The 24,145-nt window shown below is 74.6% G+C and carries 23 protein-coding genes; 6 read left to right on the forward strand and 17 right to left on the reverse strand.

Going from position 1 to position 24,145, the window contains the following annotated elements; translation table 11 throughout:
- Window positions 1–11 precede the first annotated feature (11 nt).
- The 3 genes from AB2L27_RS12775 (at window position 12) to AB2L27_RS12785 (ending at window position 2,788) form a co-directional block, all read left to right on the forward strand.
- Entirely contained in the window at window positions 12–2,018 is a 2,007-nt protein-coding gene (locus AB2L27_RS12775; RefSeq protein WP_370441853.1) for a SpoIID/LytB domain-containing protein, read from the forward strand.
- Between the two features lie 160 nt (window positions 2,019–2,178).
- Window positions 2,179–2,409 (forward strand): FitA-like ribbon-helix-helix domain-containing protein, encoded by a 231-nt coding sequence (locus AB2L27_RS12780; protein WP_370441854.1) that lies wholly within the window; start codon window positions 2,179–2,181, stop codon window positions 2,407–2,409.
- A complete protein-coding gene (locus tag AB2L27_RS12785; protein WP_370441855.1) occupies window positions 2,396–2,788 on the forward strand; it encodes a type II toxin-antitoxin system VapC family toxin in 393 nt (130 codons plus the stop codon). Before AB2L27_RS12780 ends, AB2L27_RS12785 begins: the two co-directional genes overlap by 14 nt.
- Window positions 2,789–2,819: 31 nt before the next feature.
- On the opposite strand, the gene AB2L27_RS12790 is transcribed toward AB2L27_RS12785, so the two are convergent.
- The 16 genes from AB2L27_RS12790 to AB2L27_RS12865 form a co-directional block, all read right to left on the reverse strand.
- Window positions 2,820–3,941 carry a glycosyltransferase family 87 protein gene (locus tag AB2L27_RS12790; RefSeq protein ID WP_370441856.1) on the reverse strand — a complete coding sequence of 374 codons (1,122 nt, stop codon included), beginning with the start codon at window positions 3,939–3,941 and terminating at the stop codon, window positions 2,820–2,822.
- Window positions 3,934–4,374, reverse strand: a complete 441-nt coding sequence (locus AB2L27_RS12795) for a GtrA family protein (RefSeq protein WP_370441857.1) — start codon at window positions 4,372–4,374, stop codon at window positions 3,934–3,936. The genes AB2L27_RS12790 and AB2L27_RS12795 overlap by 8 nt, the downstream gene beginning before the upstream one ends.
- Complete coding sequence (locus AB2L27_RS12800; RefSeq protein ID WP_370441878.1) at window positions 4,365–5,204, reverse strand: decaprenyl-phosphate phosphoribosyltransferase; 840 nt, start codon at window positions 5,202–5,204, stop codon at window positions 4,365–4,367. Before AB2L27_RS12800 ends, AB2L27_RS12795 begins: the two co-directional genes overlap by 10 nt.
- A gap of 47 nt (window positions 5,205–5,251) precedes the next feature.
- Window positions 5,252–5,764: a phosphatase PAP2 family protein gene (locus AB2L27_RS12805; protein WP_370441858.1), complete on the reverse strand. Its 513-nt coding sequence runs from the start codon at window positions 5,762–5,764 to the stop codon at window positions 5,252–5,254.
- Between the two features lie 29 nt (window positions 5,765–5,793).
- The gene (locus tag AB2L27_RS12810) at window positions 5,794–7,359 is read right to left on the reverse strand and encodes a hypothetical protein (RefSeq protein WP_370441859.1); all 1,566 of its coding nucleotides are present in this window, start codon (window positions 7,357–7,359) and stop codon (window positions 5,794–5,796) included.
- Window positions 7,356–8,150 (reverse strand): ABC transporter ATP-binding protein, encoded by a 795-nt coding sequence (locus AB2L27_RS12815; protein WP_370441860.1) that lies wholly within the window; start codon window positions 8,148–8,150, stop codon window positions 7,356–7,358. Before AB2L27_RS12815 ends, AB2L27_RS12810 begins: the two co-directional genes overlap by 4 nt.
- On the reverse strand, window positions 8,150–9,040 hold the full coding sequence (locus tag AB2L27_RS12820) for an ABC transporter permease (protein ID WP_370441879.1): 891 nt from the start codon (window positions 9,038–9,040) through the stop codon (window positions 8,150–8,152). Before AB2L27_RS12820 ends, AB2L27_RS12815 begins: the two co-directional genes overlap by 1 nt.
- A complete protein-coding gene (locus tag AB2L27_RS12825; RefSeq protein ID WP_370441861.1) occupies window positions 9,037–11,070 on the reverse strand; it encodes a glycosyltransferase in 2,034 nt (677 codons plus the stop codon). The genes AB2L27_RS12820 and AB2L27_RS12825 overlap by 4 nt, the downstream gene beginning before the upstream one ends.
- Entirely contained in the window at window positions 11,067–12,254 is a 1,188-nt protein-coding gene (gene glf, locus AB2L27_RS12830) for a UDP-galactopyranose mutase (RefSeq protein ID WP_370441862.1), read from the reverse strand. The genes AB2L27_RS12825 and glf overlap by 4 nt, the downstream gene beginning before the upstream one ends.
- The gene (locus AB2L27_RS12835; protein ID WP_370441863.1) at window positions 12,251–13,570 is read right to left on the reverse strand and encodes an acyltransferase family protein; all 1,320 of its coding nucleotides are present in this window, start codon (window positions 13,568–13,570) and stop codon (window positions 12,251–12,253) included. Before AB2L27_RS12835 ends, glf begins: the two co-directional genes overlap by 4 nt.
- Entirely contained in the window at window positions 13,567–15,432 is a 1,866-nt protein-coding gene (locus AB2L27_RS12840; RefSeq protein ID WP_370441864.1) for a glycosyltransferase, read from the reverse strand. Before AB2L27_RS12840 ends, AB2L27_RS12835 begins: the two co-directional genes overlap by 4 nt.
- 17 nt (window positions 15,433–15,449) lie before the next feature.
- Entirely contained in the window at window positions 15,450–17,507 is a 2,058-nt protein-coding gene (locus AB2L27_RS12845; RefSeq protein ID WP_370441865.1) for a DUF6541 family protein, read from the reverse strand.
- Window positions 17,504–18,649: a glycosyltransferase family 4 protein gene (locus tag AB2L27_RS12850; RefSeq protein WP_370441866.1), complete on the reverse strand. Its 1,146-nt coding sequence runs from the start codon at window positions 18,647–18,649 to the stop codon at window positions 17,504–17,506. Before AB2L27_RS12850 ends, AB2L27_RS12845 begins: the two co-directional genes overlap by 4 nt.
- 11 nt (window positions 18,650–18,660) lie before the next feature.
- A complete protein-coding gene (locus AB2L27_RS12855) occupies window positions 18,661–19,212 on the reverse strand; it encodes a methyltransferase family protein (protein ID WP_370441867.1) in 552 nt (183 codons plus the stop codon).
- Window positions 19,209–19,580, reverse strand: coding sequence for a hypothetical protein (locus AB2L27_RS12860; RefSeq protein WP_370441868.1), 372 nt, complete (start codon window positions 19,578–19,580; stop codon window positions 19,209–19,211). Before AB2L27_RS12860 ends, AB2L27_RS12855 begins: the two co-directional genes overlap by 4 nt.
- Window positions 19,581–19,710: 130 nt before the next feature.
- Window positions 19,711–21,528, reverse strand: a complete 1,818-nt coding sequence (locus AB2L27_RS12865) for an ABC transporter ATP-binding protein (protein ID WP_370441869.1) — start codon at window positions 21,526–21,528, stop codon at window positions 19,711–19,713.
- Window positions 21,529–21,545: 17 nt separating this feature from the next.
- Here AB2L27_RS12865 and AB2L27_RS12870 point away from each other — a divergent pair, with 17 nt between their 5' ends.
- Both AB2L27_RS12870 and AB2L27_RS12875 read left to right on the forward strand, forming a co-directional pair.
- Window positions 21,546–22,310, forward strand: a complete 765-nt coding sequence (locus AB2L27_RS12870; RefSeq protein WP_370441870.1) for a glycosyltransferase family 2 protein — start codon at window positions 21,546–21,548, stop codon at window positions 22,308–22,310.
- A 2-nt stretch (window positions 22,311–22,312) separates the two neighbouring features.
- Window positions 22,313–22,687 (forward strand): DUF2304 domain-containing protein, encoded by a 375-nt coding sequence (locus tag AB2L27_RS12875; RefSeq protein ID WP_370441871.1) that lies wholly within the window; start codon window positions 22,313–22,315, stop codon window positions 22,685–22,687.
- Between the two features lie 21 nt (window positions 22,688–22,708).
- On the opposite strand, the gene AB2L27_RS12880 is transcribed toward AB2L27_RS12875, so the two are convergent.
- Window positions 22,709–23,764, reverse strand: a complete 1,056-nt coding sequence (locus AB2L27_RS12880; protein ID WP_370441872.1) for a cell wall-binding repeat-containing protein — start codon at window positions 23,762–23,764, stop codon at window positions 22,709–22,711.
- A 230-nt stretch (window positions 23,765–23,994) separates the two neighbouring features.
- Between AB2L27_RS12880 and AB2L27_RS12885 the strand changes: the two genes are divergently transcribed.
- A partial coding sequence (locus AB2L27_RS12885; RefSeq protein WP_370441880.1) for a 3-hydroxyacyl-CoA dehydrogenase NAD-binding domain-containing protein occupies window positions 23,995–24,145 on the forward strand: 151 nt, incomplete at its 3' end.

Here is a 24,145-nt window from a genome sequence, read left to right on the forward strand (position 1 = left end):
GGAGGAACCCCGTGCGCACCCGAACCCGCCTCACCCGCGCCCTGGCCGCGACGGCCGTCGCGCTCACCGCGACGGGGACCCTGGCGACCCTCACCACGCTGCCGGCGCACGCCGACGAGGTCCGCCCGGCCGTCGGGGGCTCGTTCGCCGTCGTCGGGCACGGCTACGGCCACGGCATCGGGATGTCGCAGTGGGGGGCGCAGTCGCGCGCCCTGTCCGGGCAGTCCTACCGGACCGTCCTGGACTTCTACTACCCCGGGACCTCCGTGGGGAACCAGCCCGACCGGACCCTGCGGGTGGGCCTGACGGCCTTCGCCAACGCCGCCGTCGCCGTCTACGCCCCCTCCGCGGCGCAGCTCACGCTGTCCTCCAGCGCCGAGAAGCTCGGCCCCGGCGAACGCCTCGTCGTCGCCCCCGCCGGCGACGGCCTGGCCGCCACCGTCACCGCGGCCGACGGGTCGGAGGTCCGGCGCCAGACCTGGGGCGGCACCGTCAGCGTCAGCGGCCCCGACGGGGTCCTGCTGCAGAAGGGCGACGGCACGTTCGTCCGCTACGACGGCACGGTCCGCATCGTCACGGGCGCCAAGCTCACCGTCGTCAACGACGTCCCGCTGGAGACGTACCTGCGCGGCGTGGTCCCGGCCGAGTCCCCCTCCTCCTTCCACCCCGAGGCGCTGAAGGCCCAGGCCGTCGCCGCGCGCAGCTACGCCATGTCCGTCCTGCGCCCGCAGGCCCTGACCGACATCTGCGACACCACCGCCTGCCAGGTCTACCGCGGCGAGGAGGTGCGCGACCGCAACGGCGTCACCACCTGGTCCACCCCCGCGTCCACGAACGCGGCCATCGCCGCGACGGCCGGGGAGATCCGCACCTACGGCGGCCAGGTCGCCTTCACCCAGTTCTCCTCCTCCAACGGCGGCTGGACCGTCACCGGTTCCAAGCCCTACCTCACCGCCCGCGCCGACCCGTTCTCCGGGCCGGGCGCGGCCGCCGGGGCCAGCGTCGCGGACTGGTCGGCCACCGTCCCGGCGAAGACCTTCGACGCCGCCTGCGGGAACGCCGGGACGGCCACCGGGCTCGTCGTCACCGGCCGCGACGGCCGCGGCGACTACGGCGGGCGCGTCACGACGGCGAAGCTGGTGTGCACCGGCGGCACCGTGAACCTCACGGGGACCCGCATCCGCCAGCTCGGCGGGCTGCGCTCGGACTGGTTCTCGATCGTCAGCGCCGTGCAGCAGCGCTACGGAGCCCTCGGCGGCGCGCAGGGCGCGCTGGGCGCGGCCACGAGCGCGGAGCTGCCCACGCCCAACGGCCTGGGGTCCTACCAGCACTTCGCGGGCGGCTCGATCTACGCCTCGGCGGCCGGCGCGTACGACGTGCGCGGCGCGATCCGCAGCGAGTGGGCCCGGCTGGGCTGGGAGAACGGCCTGGGCTTCCCGACCACCGGTGACACCCGCACCCCCCGGGGCGGGGGGTACTTCAACCACTTCGAGGGCGGCTCGGTGTACTGGTCCCCGGCCACCGGTGCGCACGCCGTCCGCGGCGCGATCCGCGCCGAGTGGGCCCGGCTCGGCTGGGAGACCGGCCTGGGCTTCCCCACCACCTCCGACGCGCCCACCCCGAACGGGGCCGGCTGGTACACCCACTTCCAGGGCGGCTCGGTCTACTGGTCCCCGGCCACCGGCGCGCACGCCGTGCGCGGGGCCATCCGCGCCGAGTGGGCCCGGCTCGGCTGGGAGACCGGCCTGGGGTTCCCGACCACCGGCGACACGGCCCTGCCGAACGGCCGCGGGTTCTTCACCCGGTTCCAGGGCGGGTCGGTCTACTGGGGCCCGGCGACCGGTGCGCACGCCGTCCGCGGCGCCGTGTACGACGCGTGGGCCGCGCAGGGCTGGGAGAACGGCTCCCTCGGGATGCCCACCGGTGACGAGGTGTGGAACGGCTCGACGCTCACCCAGACGTTCCAGGGCGGGACGCTGAGCTTCAGCTCCACGACCGGGAAGGTCGCCCGCGTCTGAGACGCGCGCGAACGACGTCCTGCGGTCGTCACCGACGTGCCCTCGCGCCGGTCCCGCACCCGACGGTCCGGGCGCGGGGCGGCGCCGAGGGCGCGTACCGGCGGCGCCTCGGCGAGACCCGGTGGTTGTGCATCGGCGCCGGTAGCGCCAGAATGGCGCCATGCCCAGCGTGCAGATCAAGGACGTCCCCGACGAGACGCACGCCGTCCTGCGCCGACGTGCCGCCCTGGCCCACCAGTCCCTGCAGGAGTACCTGCTCGCCAAGCTCGTCGACGACGCCGGCACCCCCTCCCTGGAGGAGGTGCTCGACCGTGCCGGCGGCCGGACCGGCGGCAGCCTGCCGTTCCGCGAGGCCGTGGAGGCGGTGCACGACGACCGTGATCGTCGTTGACGCCAGCGTCCTCGCCCCCGCCCTGGCCGACGACGGGCCCGACGGGGACCGCGCCCGGGACAGGCTGCGCGGAGAGGTCCTCACGGCCCCCGACGTCATCGACCTCGAGGTGACCTCCGTCCTGCGCCGCGCCGCTGCAGGCGGCCGCCTGCCCGATCGCCGCGCCGAGCTGGCGTTGAACGACCTCGTCGACCTGCCCCTGCGCCGCACCGGTCACCGGCCGCTGCTCCGCCGCTGCTGGGAACTGCGCCACACCGTCACCAGCTACGACGCTGCCTACGTCGCCCTGGCCGAGGCGTTGGGCATCGTCCTGGTCACCGCCGACGCCCGCCTGTCCCGTGCGCCGGGCACCACCTGCGAGGTGGAGGTCCTGCGCTGACCACGGCGCCGCGGCCTGCAGGTCCTGCGGCTCAACCGCGAGCGGTGACCGCCGGCGGCCCGGGACGTCCGCGCGCGGGGGACCGCGGCGTGCGGGCCAGGAGGGCGACGAGGACGAGCAGCGAGACCGGCCGGGTCTCGGCGGCGAGCGTGCCCCAGTGCAGCACCGGCAGCAGCCACGGGACCCCCGCGAGCACCACCAGCCAGCGCACCCGCCCCCACGCCAGCAGCGCGACCGCGGCGATCGGGGCGGCCAGGGCGTGGTGGGACCACGTCACGGGCGAGACCAGGCACGTGACGAGGGAGACGAGCAGACCGAACCGCAGCCGGTCGGACCGTTCCAGCCAGTCCGCGCGCAGCGCCACCACGACGACGAGCGCGAGCAGCGGGACGGCCAGGACCAGCCCGAGCGCCGAACTCACCGACGAGGGCAGCCCGGCGTGCGCGAACGCCCCGGCCAGGGAGTTGTTCGTCGTCGTCCCCGGCGCCGCGACGCGCGCGGAGTCCCACACGAGCGAGCCGAAGTACGACACCGCCGAGGCCGGCGCCACGAGCACCCCGACGACGGTGGCGACCAGGCCCACGACGACGACGGCCGAGGCGAACCACCAGCGCGCCCGCCGGTTCACGAACGCGACGACGACGAGCGCGGGCGTCACCTTCACCGCCCCCGACACCCCGGCGAGCACCGCTCCCCCGCGCCCGCCGTACAGGCAGCCGACGACGAGGCCGACGACGACGAGGGGGCTGACCTGCCCCAGCACGAGCGCCTCGCGGAACGGGTCGGACACCAGGACGACCGCGGTGCCCAGCCCGACGAACCACCCCGCCGCCACCGACCCGAACACCTTCGCGCACGCCCACCCCGTGACCGCGAGCAGCACGGCGTCCCACACGAGGAGGTCGACGGCCGGCGGCAGCGCCAGCAGCGGCAGGAACAGCACGGCCGCGAACGGCGGGTAGACGAACCAGTGCCCGCGGTAGGTCTCGCGCTGGTACAGGTCCCGGCCGGCGAGCAGGTCGCGCGCGCCGTCCCGGTAGACCGCCAGGTCGTACCCGCGCTGCCACGCCTCCTGCCCGAGACCGGACAGGACGAGGGCCACCGCGAGCACGGCGCCCACCGCGGCGGGCAGCCAGGACCGGCGGTCAGGCACGCGAGGCGGACCGGTCCGGGAAGACGAACGTCCGGAACGTCAGGAACCGGAAGACCATGGCGATCGCCATGCCGACGACGTTCCCGGAGACGTTGTCCACCAGCGGCGACGTCCAGCCGAACCCGTAGTGGGTGATGACCAGGCACAGCAGCTGCAACCCCGCCGCGATGGCGGAGAACAGGAAGAACAGCGCGTACTCCCGGCCCGGGTGGGCGCTGCGCCGGTCCCGCCAGGTGTAGTACCGCGAGCCGAGGAAGGCGATGAAGATCGCGATGACGCTGGAGACGACCTTCGACAGCGCCGACCCGACCCCGGAGAACAGCAGCACGTTGAACACGAGCAGGTCGGCGAGGTAGGCGATGCCGCCGGAGACGAGGAACCGCACGACCTCCCCGAAGCGCTCGTGCTGCGTGACGGCCCGGATCACAGCCACACCGCCAGCAGCAACGACCCGCACCAGGCCAGGGCCAGCACGAGGAGGACCTTGTCGTGCAGGGCGATCTCCTCGGGTTCCTCCGCGTTGCCCTTGTCGACGTCCACGGCGTACCGCATCACGGCGAGGACGAACGGCACGACGGACAGCGTCGCGAGCTGGGTCCCCGACTGCGGCACGAGGACCTCCACGGCCCACAGCGCGTACGTCGTGACGACGACGGTCGCGGCCAGCGTCCACACGAACCGCAGGTACGTCGTGGTGTACCGCTGCACGACGCGGCGCACGGGTTCGCCCGTCAGCTCCCCGCGGCGCGCCTCGCCGTACCGCTTGCCGGCGGCCATGAACAGCGACCCGAACGCCGTGGTCAGCAGGAACCACCCCGACAGCGGGATGTCCCCGGCCGTGCCGCCGGCCAGCATCCGCAGCAGGAACCCCGAGGCGACGCAGGCCAGCTCCAGCACGGGTTCGTGCTTGACCCCGAAGCAGTACGCGAGCTGGATCGCGAGGTAGACGGCCAGGACGACGCCGAGCGTCGGCTGCCACAGCGCGCCCCCGGCGAGGGCGAGGACGGCCAGGGCGACGGCGAGGCCGACGGCCGTGCGGGCCGAGAGCTCACCGGCGGCGATGGGCCGGAACCGCTTGCGCGGGTGGGCCCGGTCGGCCTCGACGTCCTTGGCGTCGTTGACGAGGTACACGGCGCTGGAGACGAGGCAGAACAGCACGAAGGCCACGCCGACGCCGGTGAGGGTGTCGAGCCCGACCTGCGCCCCGGCCGGGACCACCGGGGCGAGGACGAGGACGTTCTTGACCCACTGCCGCGGACGCATCGCCCGCAACCAGGCGGGCAGCACGGACGGGGAGGTCTGCGTCACGCTCACCCGGACCGCTCCACCAGACCCGCGGCCACCCGGCGGACCACGACGGTCGTCACCGCACCGAGCGCCGCCCCGGCGGTCACGTCGGTCGGGTAGTGCACCCCGAGGACGAGCCGGGAGGCCATCATCACGGGCACGAGCGGCCACGTCGGCACGGGCAGCAGCGGCGCGAACGCGACCGCGGCGGCCGTCGTCGAGGTGGCGTGCGAACTCGGCATGCTCCAGCGGCTCGGGGTGCCGACGCGCACGTGGACGTGGTGGTCCAGCGGGCGGTGCCGGCGCGCGACGCGCTTGAGGACGACGGAGGCGCCGTGCGCGGCGACGACGGCGGTCGTGGCGACGGCCCACTCCCGCCGGCGGCGGGGGTCGACGAGGAACCCGACGGCACCCAGACCGATCCACGCCGCGGCGTGCTCACCGGCGTGGGACAGGGCCGTCGCGACGGGCACCGCGCCGGGGACGGCGACCGTGTCCTGGACGGCGCGCAGGACCCTCAGGTCCAGCTCCGCCACCCGTTGCCGACCGTTCGAAGACCGCGCGTTCACAGACCACCCGCCGGGAGCAGGACGATGTCGGACAGGGGCATGTCCCACGTCGTCGTGACCGGCCACGTGGGCAGGCCGCGCGCCGCGGGGGGTTCGGTGCCGCGGTCGAACCGGAACAGGTCACCGGCCACGGGGACGGGTTCGGCGGCGGTGTCGCGGTGGGTGAAGTTCCACTCCAGCAGCCGGCGGCCCAGCGGGGAGGACTCGGCCTGGACCTGGTCGATCATCGGCTGCACGCGGGCGGGGTCGGCGAAGTAGTCCACGACGCAGTCGCACACGTAGGCGAGGTGGCCGACCTCCCCGGGCGAGCCCACGTGCTGCGGGCCGCCGCGCTCGGTCAGGACCTGCTGCACGTCGAGGGCGATCTGCGTGTACTGCGACGGTTCGGCCCAGTTCGTCTGGATCGGCGCGATGCGCCACGGGGTGCCGGCGCGCAGGTCCACCCCGACGCTGGCGACGCCCACCACGAGGGCCGCCGCCGCCGCACCGAGCCCCACGGGCCGGACCTCGACGGTCCGGAACAGCACGCCGAGGGCGGCCACGGCCGTGACCGTCGAGAGCGCCACGAGGACGGCGTAGTACCAGTGGTACGGCGGCACCCCCAGCAGGGACAGCGCGACGTAGTGCGCCAGGCCCCCCAGACCCAGCACCAGCCACGGCCACAGCCGGGGCCCTCCCCCGCCCTCGCGCCGCCCGGTCCAGGCGAACGCGGCGAGCACGCACCAGCCGAGCCCGCCGAGCACGACGGGCAGGAACGCCAGGACGGCCGTGATCCCGTACACCTCGACGTACATCTGCGCGCCGTTGGTGACGTCGTACTGCTCCCACGACTTCTGCAGCGTCTTGATGACGACGGTGTCGGGGACGGCCGAACCGAGGACGAACCAGCTCCACGTCATCCACGGCAGCACGACGAGCAGGGCCGCGGGCACGGCCACCCACACCCGCCGCAGGATCGCCGGGGTCAGCAGCGTGAGGACGGCGATGACGACGCCGGCGTCCATGCGGGTGAGGAACACCGCCCCGGCGACGAGGCCGAACGGCAGCGCCCGGCCCTGCACCGCGGTGAGCAGCAGCAGCGACAGCAGCAGGACGAGGAAGGCCGACTCCAGCCCGACCGAGCTCAGCAGCAGCGGGTTCACCCCGACCGCGACGGCGGCGACGGGCCCCACCCACGCGGGCAGCCGGGTCCGGCGCGCGGCCGAGGTCAGCGACAGGGTCAGGGCGACGGCGACGAGCACGTGCAGGATCCCGAGGGCCACGACGGGCCGGCGCACGACGAACGTCACCGCCCCCAGCAGCAGCACCCACAGCGGGGACGTCGCGGTGTTGGACTGCACGTCCGACAGCAGCCCCCACGTCCCGTGCAGGGCGAGGTTCCGCGCGTAGGCGAGGGTGATGTAGGCGTCGTCGACGAGGGCGGTGCGCAGCAGGACGAACGTGGCTGCGGCCAGCACCCCGATGCCGAGGGCCGGGACGAGCGCCCCCACCCGCGAGGCCGGCCGGCGGGCCGGGACCGCCCGGACCTCGTCGGTGACCCCGTCGCTGATCCCGTTGCTCACCCCTGCCCCCGCATCCGGGCCACGACCCGGGCGGCGGTGTCGTCGGCCACGACGCGGCCCTGCTCCAGCAGGATCCCGCGGGTGCACAGGTCCGAGACCATGTCGAGGTCGTGGCTGACGATGACCAGGGTGCGGCCCTCGGCGCGCAGCTCCTCGATCCGGGCCAGGCACTTCTTCTGGAACGGCTCGTCGCCCACCGACAGGATCTCGTCGATGAGGAACACCTCGGGGTCGGTGTGCACCGCGACGGCGAAGGCCAGCCGCAGGAACATCCCCGAGGAGTAGAACTTCACCTCGGTGTCGATGAAGCGCTCGATCTCGCTGAAGGCGACGATGTCGTCGAACCGCGCGGTGATCGTGGCCTCGTCCATGCCGAGGATGGCGCCGTTGAGGAACACGTTCTCCCGGCCGGTGAGGTCGGGGTGGAACCCGGCGCCGACCTCGATGAGCCCGGCGATGCGCCCGCGCACGCCGATGGTGCCCTCGTCGGGGCGCATGACCCCGGAGATCAGCTTGAGCAGGGTGGACTTGCCCGAGCCGTTGAACCCCAGCAGGGCCAGCGACTCGCCCTGGTGCACGGTCAGGTCGACGCCGTGCAGGGCGCGGAAGCTGTCCGAGATCGGCTTCTTGCGGATCTTGGCCATCGCCAGCTCCTTGAGGGAGCGGTTGTGGCGCAGGGTGAAGTCCTTGACCAGCCCGCGCACCTCGATGGCGGTGGGGGTGCCGGCCGCGGCGGCGGGGTGGGGGTTCGATCCGGAGTCCGACCCGGTGTTCGGTGCGGTCACGCTCATCACAGCTCCTGGGCGAAACGGCCTTCGATGCGGCGGAACACGGCCTGCCCCGCCGCGAGCAGGACCAGGGCGATCAGCAGGCCCCACAGCCCCGACCACAGCAGGTGCGGCGGCAGCGGCGGGGGCACGGCGGCCTCGCGCACCCCGCCCGTGGGGTACCAGAACGCCCAGTGGAACAGCTCGACGGCCGCGGTCACGGGGTTGAGCTGGTACAGGGTCATGAACCACGAGTCCGGCCCGCCGACGGCGTCGGCCACCTTCTGCCAGTCGTACAGGACCGGGGAGGTCCACGTGACGACCATGAGCAGCAGGTCGACGATGTTCTCGAAGTCGCGGTACAGGACGTTGACCGCCCCGAACAGCAGGCCCAGGCCCACGGCCAGGACGGCGACGATGACGAACCCCAGCAACCCGCCGAGGAGCTGCCCGGGCCCGGGCCGCCAGCCCGTCACGACGCACGCGATGAGCAGGACGACGAGCTGGGGCAGGAAGTGGATCGAGGCCACCCACGCCGAGGACACCGAGAACAGCTCGCGCGGCAGGAAGATCTTCTTGATGAGCGGGGCGTTGCCCACCACCGAGCGCGTCGCGTTGCCGAACGCCTCGGTGTAGAAGTTGATGACGACGATGCCGGAGAACAGGTACACCGCGAAGTTGGGGACCGACTCGTTGAGCCGGAGGAACTCCCCCATCGCGAAGTAGAAGACGGCGAACTGGACGCCGGGCTTGACGTAGGACCAGAGCAGGCCCATGACGGACCCGCGGTACCGGACCCGCATCTCCTTGCGGACGAGGAGCTTGAGCAGGTACCGGTACCGGACGACGTCCAGCAGCCCCGAGCCGTGGCCCGGGGCGACCAGCGGTGCAGTCGTGTCGACGGCCACGGTCAGCGGTTCTCCCCCTGCGCGTCGGCCTGCGCCCCGGCCGGCTGCGACAGGTCGACGCCGAACGTCTGCGCCCACGCCCGCATGGACGTGATCTCCGGCAGCGCGGCCTTGTACGCGGCCCGCAGCTGCGGCCACGACGTGAGCATCCGGCGGTGCAGGTCGGCGGACTCGGCCAGCAGCGAGCGGAACTTCTTCGCGTCGCGGCGGTACCAGACCGCGCCCTTGCCGTCGGCCATCGAGACGACGGCGGAGTCGTACAGGGACAGCTCCCACCACTTGCCGTCGGCCGCGGCCAGGGTCGTGTCCGGGCGCTGGGTCGCCTCCGGCTTGACCGGCTTGAGCTGGCGCAGCGCGGCCTGGGCGGCCCACGGCAGCAGCGTGGCCCTCCTCGGCGGCCGGGGTTCCTTGCCCTTGTGCGCGGGCTTGCCGCGCTGGGGGGTGGGGAACGCGTCGGGTTCGGCCTCGACCTGGGCGTCGGGGTGCTCGGCGCGGGCCGCGCGGATCGCCGGCAGCGTCGTGGCCAGGGTCTCGTGCAGGTGCCCCGGCCCGCGCAGCAGGTCCGCCAGGGCCCGGTTGCGCAGGGTCTGGGCGTAGTACTGCATCGAGATGAGGTGCTTGACGTCGGTGTAGCTGCTCTCGCGGAACAACCGGCCACCGCGCTCGTACGGGGAGTACAGCAGCGCCACGAGGAAGCGGTTGCGCTCGTGGTAGTACGCCTGCCAGTCGATCGTGTCGTCCTTGTCGTTCCACGACACGTGCCAGACGCAGGCGCCGGGCAGCGAGACGGTCGAGTAGCCGTGCTCCATCGCGCGCAGGCCGTACTCGGCGTCGTCCCACTTGATGAAGGCCGGCAGCGAGAGCCCGATCTCCTTGACCACCTCGACGGGGATGAGGCACATCCACCAGCCGTTGTAGTCGGTGTCGACGCGCCGGTGCATCCACGGCGTCTGGCGCAGGTTCGAGGCCGCGAGGTTGTGACCGTGGTACAGCCCGCGCGCCGGGCCCCAGAAGAACCGGTAGAGGTTCACCGACTCGCCCAGGGTGTGCAGCACCGAGCGGTCGTACATGTCGAACATGTGCCCACCGACGAGGGTGGGCTTGCGGCAGGCGTCGCCGAACTGCACGGCGCGCACGATGCCCTCGGGCTCGATGTTCACGTCGTCGTCCAGGAGCAGGACGTACTTGCTGCGCTCGCCGCGGACGGCCTCGAACATGCCGCGGGCGAACCCGCCGGACCCGCCCAGGTTGGCCTGGTCGATGATCCGCAGCTTCGACCCCAGGAGGGCGGCGACCTCCTCGTAGCCCTCCTGCTCGCGCACCTTCTGCGTGCCCTGGTCGACGATGACGATCTCGTCGAGGACCTCCAGCACGGAGGCATCGGCGGCCAGGGCGTTGAGCGTCTTGACGCAGTAGTCGGGCCGGTTCATCGTCGTGACGCCGATGGAGGCCTTGCCGGCGGGCTGGTCGGCGACGGGCGCGCTCCAGGCCGCCTCGACCAGGGTCAGCGCCTCGGCGCCGCCGGCCACGTCGATCCAGTACCAGCCGCCGTCGGCGAACGGGGCGAGCGTCAGCTCCTCGACCAGCCGCGCCTCGCCCTCCACGCGCCAGGAGGTGATGCGCTGGCGCGAGCCGCGGGCGTTGGACTTGAACAGCGTGACGGTGCCGTGGCCGGAGAACGTGCCGGCGAACCGGACCTCCTCGGCGCGGGTCCACTTGCGCCAGTAGCTGGCCGGGAACGCGTTGAAGTACGAGCCCAGGGAGTACCGCTTGCCCGCCGGGACGGTCAGGGTGCGGCGGTCACCGGCGGCCTCGGTGTCGGACTCGGCCACCCCGGTGCCGACGAACTCCATCGAGTCGGTGTCCGCCGAGGCGTACCCCTCCGACTGCGAGAAGTCGACGTACAGCGGCAGGACGTCGATGTCGGTCTTGCTGGGGAAGACGATGCGGTGGACCTCGCGCCACGCGCCGTCGTCGGGGGCCAGGCCCGCCGCCCCCTGCAGGTGCAGGTCGCTCCCGTGCGTCACAGTCGTCATGCGTCCACTCCCCCGGCCACCAGGGCCGCGCCGTCCTTGAAGTGCGGCGTCAGCTTGTTGTCCACCATCGACAGGGCCGCACCGATCGCCATGTGCATGTCGAGGTACTTGTACGTGCCGAGCCGGCCGCCGAACAGCACGTTCTCCTCCCGCGAGGCCAGGTCCCGGTAGGCCAGCAGCTTCTGCCGGTCCTCGGGGGTGTTCACGGGGTAGTAGGGCTCGTCGCCGGCGACCGCGAAGCGGGAGAACTCCCGCATGATGACGGTCTTGTCCTTCGGGTAGTCCCGCTCGGGGTGGAAGTGCCGGAACTCGTGGATCCGGGTGTAGGGCACGTCCTCGTCGGCGTAGTTCATGACCGGGGCGCCCTGGAAGTCCCCGACCGGCAGGACCTCCTGCTCGAAGTCGAGCGTGCGCCAGGACAACTGGCCCTCGGCGTCGCCGAAGTAGGTGTCGACCGGGCCGGTGTAGACGACCGGCACGTTGCCCGCGACGTTGCCCTTGGAGACCTCCTGGGAGGTGTCGAAGAAGTCGGTGCCCAGGCGGACCTCGATGTTCTCGTGGTCGGCCAGCCGCTCCAGCCACGCGGTGTACCCGTCGACGGGCAGACCCTCGTACGTGTCGTTGAAGTAGCGGTTGTCGTAGTTGTAGCGGACCGGCAGGCGGGTGACCGTGGCCCCGGGCAGGTTGCGCGGGTCGGTCTGCCACTGCTTGGCCGTGTAGCCCTTGAAGAACGCCTCGTACAGGGGGCGCCCGATGAGCGAGATCGCCTTGTCCTCGAAGTTGTCCGCGGCCGCGGTGTCGATCTCCCCGGCCTGCTCGGCGACGAGGGCGCGCGCGGCGTCGGGGCCGAGGGCCTTGCCGAAGTACTGGTTGATCGTGTGCAGGTTGACCGGCATCGAGTAGACGCCGCCCTGGAACGTGGAGAACACGCGGTGCACGTAGGGCGTGAACCGCGTGAACCGGTTGACGTGCTGCCAGACCCGCTCGTTGGAGGTGTGGAACAGGTGCGCCCCGTAGCGGTGCACCTCGATGCCCGTCTCCGGCTCGGGCTCGGAGTAGGCGTTGCCGCCGATGTGGTCGCGGCGGTCGATGACGAGGACCTTCAGCCCGAGGTCCTCCGCGCACTGGCGGGCCACGGTGAGCCCGAAGAAGCCCGATCCGACGACGACGAGGTCTGCGTTCACTGCTCGGTCACCCTCTGTCGGTCGGTCCGGGTCGCGGGGGCGGTGCTGCCCCGACGGGCATGGCTGTGCTCTGGCGCGGCGTGGGTCATGGTGCCGTCAGCGTAGCCGCCCCCGGCCCCCGGACGTCGCGGCCGACGCGCCCGGCCCAGGTCGCGCAGGCGCCGTCGGGCCGGTTCCTCGACGAACCTCCACAGGACCCACCCGAGCCCGATGGCGACGACCGGCAGGTTCGGCACGAGGAAGCTCGTCCACGGTCCGCCGGGGGCGATCTGCGGCACCTCCCGCTGGAAGGTCCAGAAGATCTCGTAGACCGGGACGTGCACGAGGTAGACGCTGTAGGAGATGCGCCCGCCGAGCACGACCGCGGGCCGGGACAGGAACGCCGAGGGCCCGCGGTCGGTGAGCGCGAGCGCCCCGACGAGCAGCGGGAACAGCACCGTGACGGTCGCGAAGCGGTCGTAGGGCCGGCCCGCGGCCCACCCGATGACGAGGACGGCCTCCAGGGCGAGGACCCACGCGATCCGCGGCGCCCACCGCGCCGCCCGCGGCCCCGAGACCGGGCCCGCCTGGAGCGTGCGCACGGCCAGGCACACGAGGGCCCCGGCGCCGAAGCAGGTGAAGATGCGCTCGGCCCAGCTGTAGTCCCAGTAGATGACGCCGCTGTCGTAGCTGCGCCAGGCGGCGGGGACCGTGAGCGCGACGGCGCCGGCGACCAGGACCCACCACGGCAGCCGCTTGAGCCGCCACAGCACGAGGGCGAGGACGGGGAAGGCGACGTAGGCGGCCATCTCGGCCGAGACCGACCACGTCGCGCCGACGAAGCTGGCCCCGTCGAAGTCGGGGCGGTGCCACAGCTGCACGAGCAGGAGCTGCTCGACCCAGCTGCGCCAGCCGAGGTCGGGCTGGACGCCCTGGTAGGCGTAGAAGGCGGGGTCGACGCTGCGCCGCCACAGCAGCCAGGTCCCGAAGAGCACGACGACGAGGGCGTAGGCGGGCCAGACGCGGCAGATGCGGGCCCACCAGAAGCGCAGCCAGCCGCCGAGGCGGGGCCGGCGGCCCATCTTCTCGACGTAGGTGAGGGTGATGACGAAGCCGGAGATCACGTAGAACAGGTCGACGCCGAGGTGCCCGGAGTCGGTGACGGGGGTGAGGAAGGCCCGCACCCGCTCCCAGTCCGGCAGCGGGGTGAACTTCCAGTGGAAGAGCAGGACCCACACGGCCGCGACGATGCGCAGACCCGTGATCGAGCGGACCTCCGGGACCCGGGCCGGGGCCTGGGGGTCCGCGGGTGGCGTGGTGTCGGAGACGGCGGTCACCGGCTCTCCCCTCTCCCGATCAGGGTGCGGTAGGCGGCGGTGCGCACCCGCGTGGGCACGAAGCGGTACCCGCCGCGGACGAGGACGTTGCGGACGGCCTGGGCGGGCGTGGTGAACCCCTCGGCGCGCAGGTGCCGCTGCAGCGTCAGCTCGGAGCGGAACAGCCGCAGGCCCCCGCGGCGGGCGTAGGACCCGGCGTCCGGGGAGGCGCCCACGCGGTACTTCACGAGCGGGTCGGGCAGGTTCTCCACCCGGGCCCCCGCGGCGATCATGCGCGCGAAGAGCCAGTAGTCCTCCATGAGGTCCAGGTCCCGGTACCCGCCGGCGGCGGCGACGGCCGAGCGCCGGTAGACGACCGTGGGGTGGTTGAACGGGTCGTGGAAGCGGGCGTACCGGGCGATCTGGGCGGCACCGACGGGCGGGGTGCGCCGGCCCACGACGTCGTCCTCGTGCGCGCCGATCTCCAGCAGCCCGGACCCCACGAGGTCGGCCCCGGCAGCGATGAGCGGGAGCTGGGCGGCGAACCGGCCCGGCAGGCTGATGTCGTCGGCGTCCATCCGGGCCACCACGTCGAAGGCGGTGCGCGCCAGCCCCTCCTCCAGCGCGCGGGCCAGGCCGACGTTGACGGGCAGCTCCAGGACCTGCACCCCCGGCCGGGCGGCGAGCTCGTCCAGGGCACGCTGCAGGGCGGCCGGGACGGGGCCGTCGCGCACGAGGAGGACCTCGTCGGGGCCCAGTTCCTGCTCGACGGTGACGCTGTCGACCGCGCGCCGGAGCTGGGCGACGTCGTCGCGCGCCCAGACGGGCAGCAGGACGGAGAAGGGGGGCAGCTCGGTGCCCCCGTCGGCGGGCGCGAGGGGGGCACGCCCGGCGGCGGCCTCGACGGCGCGGACGTCGTCGGAGACCTCGCCGAGCCCGGCCAGGACGGTCGCGGTCGGCGCGGGCCGCCGGACACCCTGGCGGACCCCGTCGGCCAGACCGCGCAGCAGCACGTCGCGGCGCCGGGAGCGGGCCAGGGTGCGGACCCAGCGGCGGGCGGTCGCCCCGCCGTACAGGACGGTGTCGCGCGGGTCGAGGGTCTTCGCGCGGGTGAACGTCCACAGCTTGTTGCGGACCTCCAGGACGAACCGCTCCCCCGGGTCGGCGTCGGCGCCGCCGAAGACCTTCGTGCGGTGCTCCACGACGCTGGCCGCGCACGCCACGCCGCGGCGGTGGCGCAGCAGCCGCGTCGTGTACTCGAAGTCGTCGTTCCACAGGAAGAAGGCGGCCTGCGGCAGGCCCTCCTCGCGCACGGCCCGCGCGTCGAGCAGCAGGGCGACGAAGCTGGCCGAGCGCACCGGGACGCACCCGGCGGCGTACGCGGCGCGCGCCTCGGCCGCGTCCACGCCGGGCCGTTCGCGGGGGGTGTTCATGGGGTGGTCGCGGCCGTCGGTCCACACGACGCGGCTGGCGACGAGGGCGGACCCGGTGCGGCGCAACGCGGTCAGCGACTCGGCGAGGGCGCTGGGGCGCGGCACGGTGTCGTCGTCCATGAGCCAGACCGCGTCCGCGCCGTGCCGGTGCACGGCCCGGGCCAGGCCCGCGGCGAACCCGCCGGCGCCGCCGCTGTTGCGGGGCAGCTCGACCAGGTCCACGGGCAGGTCGTGGGCGGCGATCCAGTCCCGCACGGCCGCGGGCGAGCCGTCGCGGCTGGCGTTGTCGACGACGACGACCGCGTCGGGCCGGTGCGTCTGGGCCGCGAGCGCGTCGAGGCCGGCCAGGAGCAGGTCCCGGCGGTCGAAGGCGACGACGACCGCGACGACCTTCTCGGGCAGGGGGGTCGGGTCGGCGGCCTGGTCGGGCTCGGGGACGGCGCGGGGCACCGCCACAGGGTGCCAGGTCACGAGCCCCGCCCCTGTCCCCGCGTCCCGTCCCGCGTCACGTCCGGGACCTCCCAGACCCCCACCGACCCGCTCGTGAAGACGCGGCGGAAGCCCGGCGCGGCGTCGAGGTCGACGAGCCCGGGCGGCACCGCGTAGCCGGGGACGCCGAAGAACTCCACGTCGGCCGGGATCAGCGGCAGACCCGGCGCCAGCGCGTCGACGACGACCCACGCGACGTCCTCGCGCCGCACGATCTCCTGGACCTGCGGGGTCATCGCCCGCAGGTCGCGGGCCAGGACCCGCACGTCGGGCTGGGAGGCCAGCGGCACGGCCGTGGTGGCGAGGATCGGCACGCCCTGCAGGACGTAGGCGTAGGTGGACCCGTCGTTGCCGGAGTTCATCACCCGCTGACCGGGCTGCACGACGGAGGCGAGGTAGCGGGCGGCGGCCTGGTCGTCGGCGTCGATGCGCTCGTAGGCGGGCTCGGCGTACCGCTCGCGCAGCGCCCGCACCTCGGTGGGGGCGGTCTCGACGGCCGCGCCGGCGAGCAGCGCGGCCCCGAGGACGGCGGCCACGACGGGTTCGCCCCGGCGCCCGCGGGTCAGCCCGCCCGCGACCCGCACCACCGCGACCCCCGCCAGCAGCCACGCCCACGGGCTGGCGTGCGCGGCGACGCGGTAGTAGGAGTTCCACGCCGAGTCCCACACGAGGTCCAGGCCGGGGCCCCGCAGACCCACGAGGTAGGCGACGGCGAGCGCCGACCAGACGAGCCAGACGACCGCCACGGGCGCCGCCTTCCGCCCGGCCAGGACGAGCCCGGCGAGGACGGCGAGCGCGAGCACCCACTGCTCGCGGGTGGCGCCCGGGTCGATTCCGCCCTGCAGCGGGAGGGTGAGGACGCGGTGCAGGGCGGCGGGCAGCGGCTCGACGGGGATGTCGCGGTCGAAGCGGGAGCTGGACCCGCCGCCGGCGGAGGCGGCCTGCAGCAGCGCGGTGCCCACGAGCGCCCCGGCCAGGGCCCCGGCGACGGCGAGCCCGCCCAGCCACCGCCCCTCCCGCGCGGAAAACACTCTTCCCGCCCTTCTGGACCCCCTCCGGAGGGCGGAAAGAGTGTTTTCCGCGACCCAGACGACCCACACCCCGAGCACGCCGCCGCCGACGGTGAGGGCGGCGCTGGGGTGGACGGTGACGGCCCCGGCGCCCGCGAGGGCGAGGGCGGGCACCCGCCCGAGCACCCCCCGCCAGGGCAGGTCCTCGCGCGGGGGCAGGACGAGGGCGACCGCGCCGGGGGCGAAGGCGACGGCGGCGGCGTTGGGCAGGGCCCCGGAGTCGTGGTGCATGGCCAGCAGCGGCTGGTAGGCCAGCGAGGCGGCGACGGCGGCGACGCCCCCGGCGGCCAGCCACCGCGGGGGCAGCACCCGGTCGGCGAGGGCGAGCAGGCCCAGGGTCTGCACGAGGGCGATGACGACGACGCTCGTGGCGTTCAGGCCGGCGACGGCGTCGACGCGGGCGCTCTGGGCGACGAGCGCGGCCCACTGGTGCAGGCCGTCGGGGTAGTACTGCGCGGGGGTGCCGGTGACGACGTCGATCGCCTGGGCGCGCCACGGGGCGGCGTCACCGGTGCGCAGGATGCGGGCGGTGATGAGGGTGTGGGTGATGGTGTCGTGCTCCTGCGAGGGCGTGGCCAGCGCGCCCACCCCCCGCCGGAACAGCTCGCCCGTCGTCGCCGCGGCCGCCAGGACGAGGACGCCGCCGGCCAGCAGCGGGCCCCGGGCGGGCCCGCCGGCCGGGCGGGCGCGACCGCCCACCAGCCGGGACAGGCCCGCGAGGACCACGGCCGCGGCCAGGACGCCCCACCACGCGAACCGCGTCCCGGTGGCCCCGGTGACGCTGGCGGCGACGGTGGAGATCCCGACCGAGACGGCCGGGGCGCCGCCGAGCAGCAGCGGCAGCCGGCGCACCCCGGCGGCGGTCAGGACGGCGGCGCCGGGCACGAGGACCCACAGCGCCGCCACGACGAGCGTCAGCGCGTCGCCGGCGCTCGACCCGCCGGTGACGACCTGGACGGGGGTCACAGCAGCTCGGTGACGGCGTCGGCGGCGCGGTCGGCGGCGGCGGCCAGCGAGCCGTGCGCCAGTGCCCACGCCCGCAGCCGGTCGCGCTGTCCCCGCGAGGGCGTGCGGGCCTGCGCGAGCGCGGCGGCGACGGCGGCGGGGTCGTGCTCGACGGCCCACCCGAGGTCGTGCTCGCGCACGAGCGCGGACCCGCTGCCGACCCCGGCGAACAGGACGGGGGTCCCGCACGCGGTGGCGGCGAAGATCTTGGTCGGGGACATGAGGTCGTAGCCGCTGCCCGGGACGAGGGAGGCCAGCGCGACGTCGGCGCCGGCGAGCAGCGCGGCCGCGCGTTCGGGCGGGACGGTGCCGGGCAGCTCGACCCCGGGCACCGCACGGGCCAGCGCGCGCAACCGCGGCACGTCGACCCCGCCGCCGACCATCGTCAGCCTCGCCCCGGGGTGGTCGGCGGCGTACCGGGCGAAGCCCTCGACGAAGACCCCCGCGCCCTGCCACTCCGACATGGTGCCGCTGTAGACCACGCTGATGCCTTGCGCAGCAACCGGTTCGGCAGCCGTTCCCGGCGACGGCCGGAACACGTCGACGTCGACGCCGTTGCCCACGACGCGCACCCGGGCCCGGTCCACCCCGCCGCGGACGACCTCGTCGGCCATGCCCCGCGTCACGGCCAGGACGCGCGCGGCCCCGCGCAGCGCGGCCTGCTCGGCGAGCGCGACGGCCCGCAGCACCGGCGCCGGGGCACCGGCCGCGACGGCCCCCTGGGACCACACGTCGGGCAGGTAGGACACGTACGGCACCCCGCGCAGGCGGGACGTGGCCCGCGTGACGACCCCGGTGGTGGGCGGGGGTTCGTGCACGACGACGTCGGGGCGGCGGCCGGTGAGCAGCCGCGCGGTGAGCGGGACGTCGAAGGACAGGTAGGGCAGGTAGCCGCGCACGACGCCGTCGCCGTCGCGCAGGACGGGCAGGCGGCGCGTGCGCACCCCCGCGTCGGCGGTCTCGGCCCGGGTCGCCGACGTCGTCAGCACCTCGACCTCGCAGCCGCGGGCCACCAGCGCCCGGGCCAGGGCGCGCAGGCGGAACGGCGCGGCCCCCACGTCCGGCGGGTAGGTCCGCGTCGCGAGGCGGACCAGCGGCGACACGATCCGGAACCCTACCCAGCGTCGCGGCCGGCTCCGGTGCGCCACTCCCGGCGGGAGGGCAGCCACAGCGGGACCCTCGCCCGGTACCTCTCGTACGGCGCCCCGAAGCGGTGCCGCAGGAACCGCTCCTCCGAGGGCCGGACGACCACGTGCCACAGCAGCGCCCCGGCCGGCGGCACGAGGTAGTACGTGGGCGAGCCGACGACCAGCGCCACCCCGAGGGCCTGGGACACCCCGCTGAGCGCCATCGGGTTGCGCACCCAGCGGTACGGACCGGTGACGACCAGGCGCGCGGCGGCGTCGAACGGCACCGGGGTCCCCTCCCCGCGGGCCATGGCGACGGCGCAGCGGATCCCGAACGCGCTGGCGGCGACGAGCACCACGGTCCCCACGACGGGTCCACCGGGCAGGTGCCACGTCGGCACCCCCAGCCACCGCTCCCCCGCCCGCAGCACCGCGGGCAGCGCGACGAGGGCGAGGGTCCACACGACGACCATCCACGTGAGGGTCTTGGCCAGGTGCCGGCGGTGGCTCGCGGGCCGGGCCACCCGGTAGAGCTTCACCGTGCGGACCGGGCGAGCCCCCGGGCCGCGGCGCTGCCCGCCGTGGCGGCCGTCATCGCGACGACGCCGAGGGCTCCGCTGCGGCTCGCCGCGGCGCACCGGCAGGTGCGGGCGGTGCTCACCGCCACCAGCACCAGGACGAGGTCCGCCGCCGGTCCCGCGGCGCGGTGCCGCGCCAGGACCAGCCCGGCGGCCGTCGCCGAAGCGAGCGCGAGGGCGACGTCGCCGCGGGCGAAAGAGTCCAGCACGGCCGGGTCGCCGAGCTCGAACCGCCGCCGGACGGCCGGGGAGAGCGCGAGCCCGGCCCACCACACCGGGACCGCGACGGCCTGCGCGGCCAGGTAGCCGGCGGCCAGGACGGTCCTCACCCTCCGAGCATGGCCCATCGACCGCTGCCGGCGCGGGCGTACCGGAACGCTGCACCCATCCGCCCGCCCGGGCCGTGCGACCGGCGTGTCGCGCCCTCGGGAGCCGACGGGTGCAGCGTTCCTGCACGCCTCACGCCCCGGGAGCCCCCGTCAGCCCCGACAGCTCCGCCTGCACGGCGAAGTCCGGCACCCGCGCGACGACCTCGTCGAACGTCCCGACGTCGACCACGCGCCCCTCCTCCAGCAGCACGACGGCGTCGCAGTCGCGGACCGTGGCCAGGCGGTGGGCCACGACGAGCACGGTGACGTCGTCGTGCAGACCCGCGACGGTCGCGGTGACGGCGGCCTCGGTGGCCGCGTCCAGCGCCGACGTCGCCTCGTCCAGGACGAGCACCTTCGGGTCGGTGTAGAGGGCGCGGGCGATGCCGAGGCGCTGGCGCTGCCCCCCGGACAGGCGCAGCCCGCGCTCCCCGACGGGCGTGGACAGCCCCTGCGGCAGCCCGGCGACGACGTCGGTGAGCTGGGCGTCGGCCAGCACCCGCTGCACGCGCGCCTCGTCGACCTCCGCGCGCCGCCACGACAGCGCGACGTTCGCGGCGACGTCGGCGTCCAGCAGCGCCACCTCCTGCGGCACGTAGCCGATCCGCCCGCGCCAGCCGGCGGCGACGTCGGCCAGCGGGGTCCCCCCGACGAGGACCCGCCCCGCCGACGGGGTGAGCAGGCCGAGGACGACGTCGACGAGCGTGGACTTGCCCGACCCGGACCGGCCCACGACCGCCACCCGCGCCCCGGCGGGGATGTGGACCGTGACCCCGTCCAGGGCGGGGCGCTGGCTGCCGGGGTAGGCGAAGGTGACGTCGTCCAGGACGATCTCCACGGCCCCCGGCGGCAGACCCACGGGGTCCACGGGGGCGAAGCGGGCCGGTTCGCGGTCGGTCGCCCCGGTCTCGCGCAGCGCGTCGAGCACCTCGTGGGCGTTGGGCTCGTGGGCGTGCATCGTCGCGAACACCGACTGCAGCCGCGTCAGGCACGGCACGACGCGGAACCCGGCGACGGCGAACAGCCCGATGGCCGAGACCGCCTCGGTGACGCCCTGGGTCAGCACCGCGACCCCGCCGACGACGAGGAACCCGCCCAGCAGCGCGGCCTCGAGCACGAAGCGCGGGCCGACGGAGTAGAAGAAGGCCATCCCGCGGGCCCGGGCGCTGCCGGCGCGGACCTCGCGGGCGACCCCGGCGAGCTGGTCACCGCGCCCGCGCAGCGTGATCTCCTTCGTCGTGGCGAAGGACTCCTGCACCAGCCGGATCGTGTCGACGCTGGCCGACGTGGCGGTGCGCCCGGCGGCGGCGGCGCGCTTGGCGATCACGGAGTACAGCAGCACCGCGACGAGCCCGAAGTACACGGCCGCCACGATCGCCGTCTGCCAGGCGGCGACGAGGACGACCACCCCGACGGCGACGAGCGAGGCGACCTCGGCGACGAGGCTGGAGAACGGCATGAGGAAGCCGTTGAACGCCTGGTTGAGCGACTCGTCGACGGTCCGGACGGCCCGCGCCGACGACGCGCGCAGCCGGTAGGACCACGAGGCGGACAGGTAGGCGCGCACGAGCCGGTCGGCGACGTCGACCTCGTGGGCGGCGAACCGCACGACGCCCCAGCGCACGAGGGCGAGCTGGGCCAGGGACTTGGCCACCAGCAGCAGGCTGGCCACGCAGATGAGGACGATGAGCTGCACGGTGCTCACGCGGTCCCCGAGCACGGGCAGGGCCAGGGCCAGCTCGCCGTCGCCGGAGACCGCCGCGGGCAGCAGCACCGCCAGCAGCCCCAGGGCGGCGACGTCGAAGACCGACAGCAGCGCCTGGGCCGCGCAGTAGAGCGCCACGAACCGCGAGCTGCCCGCCGGCAGGAGCGAGAGCAGCGTGCGGACGGTCGACAGCAGGGACTTCACGCGCGTCATCCTCGCCGATGCGGCCGGTGGGGTGCCGGACGCGCCATGATGGACGGACCGTGACCACCTCAGCCCCCTCCCCCGCCCCGAGCCCGTCGCCCCCGGCCGGCCCCGGGTTCGACGACACCTGGGTCGTCGTCCCCCTGTTCTGCGAGGCGAGCGTCATCGCCGGCGTCGTGCGCGGTCTGCGCGAGCGGTTCCGGTACGTCGTGTGCGTCGACGACGGCAGCACCGACGGGTCGGGGGCCCAGGCCGAGGCCGCCGGTGCGGTCGTGGTCCGGCACGCGGTCAACCTCGGGCAGGGCGCGGCCCTGCAGACCGGCATCGCCTACGCCCTGCGCGACCCGCGGACCCGCTCGGTCGTCACGTTCGACGCCGACGGCCAGCACCGCGTCGAGGACGCGGTCGCGATGGTCGCCCGCCTGGAGGCCGAGGACCTCGACGTGGTCTTCGGCAGCCGGTTCCTGGACCGGCGCACCGAGCTGGACCGGCTCAAGCGGCTCGTGCTGCGCGCCGCGGTCGTCTACACGAACCGCACGACGGGGCTGCGCCTGACCGATGCGCACAACGGGTTGCGGGTGTTCTCCCGCCGCGGCGCGCAGACGCTGCGGATCCGGCACAACCGGATGGCCCACGCCAGCGAGATCGTCCACCAGGTGGGCCGCTCGGACCTGCGCTGGGCCGAGCAGCCGGTGCACGTCCTGTACACGGCCTACTCCCGCTCCAAGGGGCAGTCGGTCCTGAACAGCATCAACATCCTCGTCGAAACGCTGCTGGGGTAGTCGTGCTCGCGATCCAGGTCCTGCTCATCGTCGTCGTGCTCGTCGTCGGGGCCGTCCTCGTGCGCAGCACCGCCAGTGCCCGCCACCAGGCGGTGCGGCGGCTGCTGCTGGCCGCGCTCGTGGCGCTGGCGGTGGCCAGCATCCTGGTGCCGACGGCGGTGACGTCCGCCGCGAACGCCGTCGGCGTCGGCCGCGGGGCCGATCTGCTCCTGTACGGGCTGGTCATCGCGTTCCTGGGGTTCGTCGTCTCCTCCTACCGGCGAGCCCGGCACCTGGAGGAGTCGCTGACGGCGCTGGCCCGCCGGCTGGCGCTGGACGAGGCCCCCACACCGGAGCAGGCCCGCCACCGCGAGGGTGACGGGCCTGCCGGGGACTGAGCGGCCGAGACCGCCCGCAGGTCAGCTCGCCGCGGCGACGGCGGCGTCGTAGGCGGCGTCGGAGACGGCGTTCTGGTCGCCGAAGACGAGGACCGTGCCGATGGCCGAGCCGTTGGCGACGGCGTCGGCCTTGATGACGCCGATCGCGGTGCGGGTGCTGTCGGGCAGAGACCCCTTGGCGGTCAGCAGCATCGGGCCGCCGGCGTAGGCCAGCAGCGCCGACCCCGACAGCGCGTCGGGCCAGTTCTCGCCCGTGGCGACCCCGATGACGGTGGTCTGGTCCTCGAAGAACGCCTCGGAGGTGAACTGCTGGGCGACCAGGCCGGCGGTCTCGTACCGGTCGATGCCGGCCAGCTGCGCCCAGCCGCTGGTCCCGCGCCCGACGGCGGTGACGGCGGTGCCGCCGATGGCCAGCTTCGTCGTGAAGGACCGCGAGCCCAGGTAGTTCTGCGTCGCCGGGCCGAGGTTCGTCCCGTCGCTCAGCAGGACCACCCCGATGCTGCGCTGGGAGTCCTCCTCCACCACACCCATGAGGGCACCGGCGGCCAGGCCGTCGGGGAAGTTCCAGCCGGTCACGACCGAGACGGTCTGCGCGGCCGGCAGCAGCTTGGCGATCTCGACCGCGGTGGCGAAGCGGTCGGGGCCGGCCACGCGGCGCGTGGTGAAGCCGAGGGCCTTGACCTGGCTCTCCACGGCGCTGGACAGGGCGTTGCCGTCGCCGAGCAGGTACACGGTCCCGCCGGGCTTGAGGACGTCCCTGATCGCGGCGGCGACCTCGGGCTGCAGCTCCGTGCGCGAGGTCATGAGCAGCGGGCCGCCCTTGTCGGAGGCCAGCGGGGCCCCGGCGAGGGCGTCGGCGAAGGTGTCCGAGCGGGTCAGGACGACGCCGTCGGCCCCCTGGCGGGGGTAGGACTTCGAGGCCGCGACGGCCGTGCCGACGCGGTCGGCGCCGTAGACGCGGTTCCCGTCGGCGGCCTTGAGGGTGGGGCTGGCGGTGGCGGGGGCGCCCCCGGTGAGGAGGGCCGTGCCGACCGCGAGGGCGGCCGCGAAGCCGAGGGTGCGAGGACGCAAGCGCATGGTGACCTTCCGGTGGGACGTGCCGTCAGCTGCAGGTCTCGACCCCGAACGGCCGATTCTTGAGGCACAGAGTGTCACGACTTGCTGCGTGCTCCGGTCCGTGCCCCGGTTCGCGCCCCGTCACGCACCGGGCCCGGGACGGTCACGGGACCTCCACGGAGCGGGGAGCGAGATCCCCCGAACGGCCGCGGAAGTGTTCACGCCGCGCACGGGTCGCTACTGTGCGCGTCATGCGGATGACTGTCATCGGGTGCGGGTACCTCGGCGCCGTCCATGCAGCGTGCATGGCCGAGCTGGGGCACGAGGTCATCGGGATCGACGTGGACCCCGAGAAGGTCGCGGCCCTGCAGGCCGCGCGGGCCCCGTTCTACGAACCGGGTC

Source organism: Kineococcus halophytocola (assembly GCF_041276425.1).
GTDB classification, from domain to species: Bacteria; Actinomycetota; Actinomycetes; order Actinomycetales; family Kineococcaceae; genus Kineococcus; species Kineococcus halophytocola.

What these genes read in the sequence shown, in the direction of transcription:
- AB2L27_RS12815 (WP_370441860.1), bottom strand. Translation starts at nt 8,150, where the DNA reads ATGAGCGTGACCGCACCGAACACCGGGTCGGACTCCGGATCGAACCCC.
- AB2L27_RS12780 (WP_370441854.1), top strand. Translation starts at nt 2,179, where the DNA reads ATGCCCAGCGTGCAGATCAAGGACGTCCCCGACGAGACGCACGCCGTC.
- AB2L27_RS12880 (WP_370441872.1), bottom strand. Translation starts at nt 23,764, where the DNA reads ATGCGCTTGCGTCCTCGCACCCTCGGCTTCGCGGCCGCCCTCGCGGTC.
- AB2L27_RS12800 (WP_370441878.1), bottom strand. Translation starts at nt 5,204, where the DNA reads ATGCGTCCGCGGCAGTGGGTCAAGAACGTCCTCGTCCTCGCCCCGGTG.
- AB2L27_RS12825 (WP_370441861.1), bottom strand. Translation starts at nt 11,070, where the DNA reads ATGACGACTGTGACGCACGGGAGCGACCTGCACCTGCAGGGGGCGGCG.
- AB2L27_RS12870 (WP_370441870.1), top strand. Translation starts at nt 21,546, where the DNA reads ATGCGGCCGGTGGGGTGCCGGACGCGCCATGATGGACGGACCGTGACC.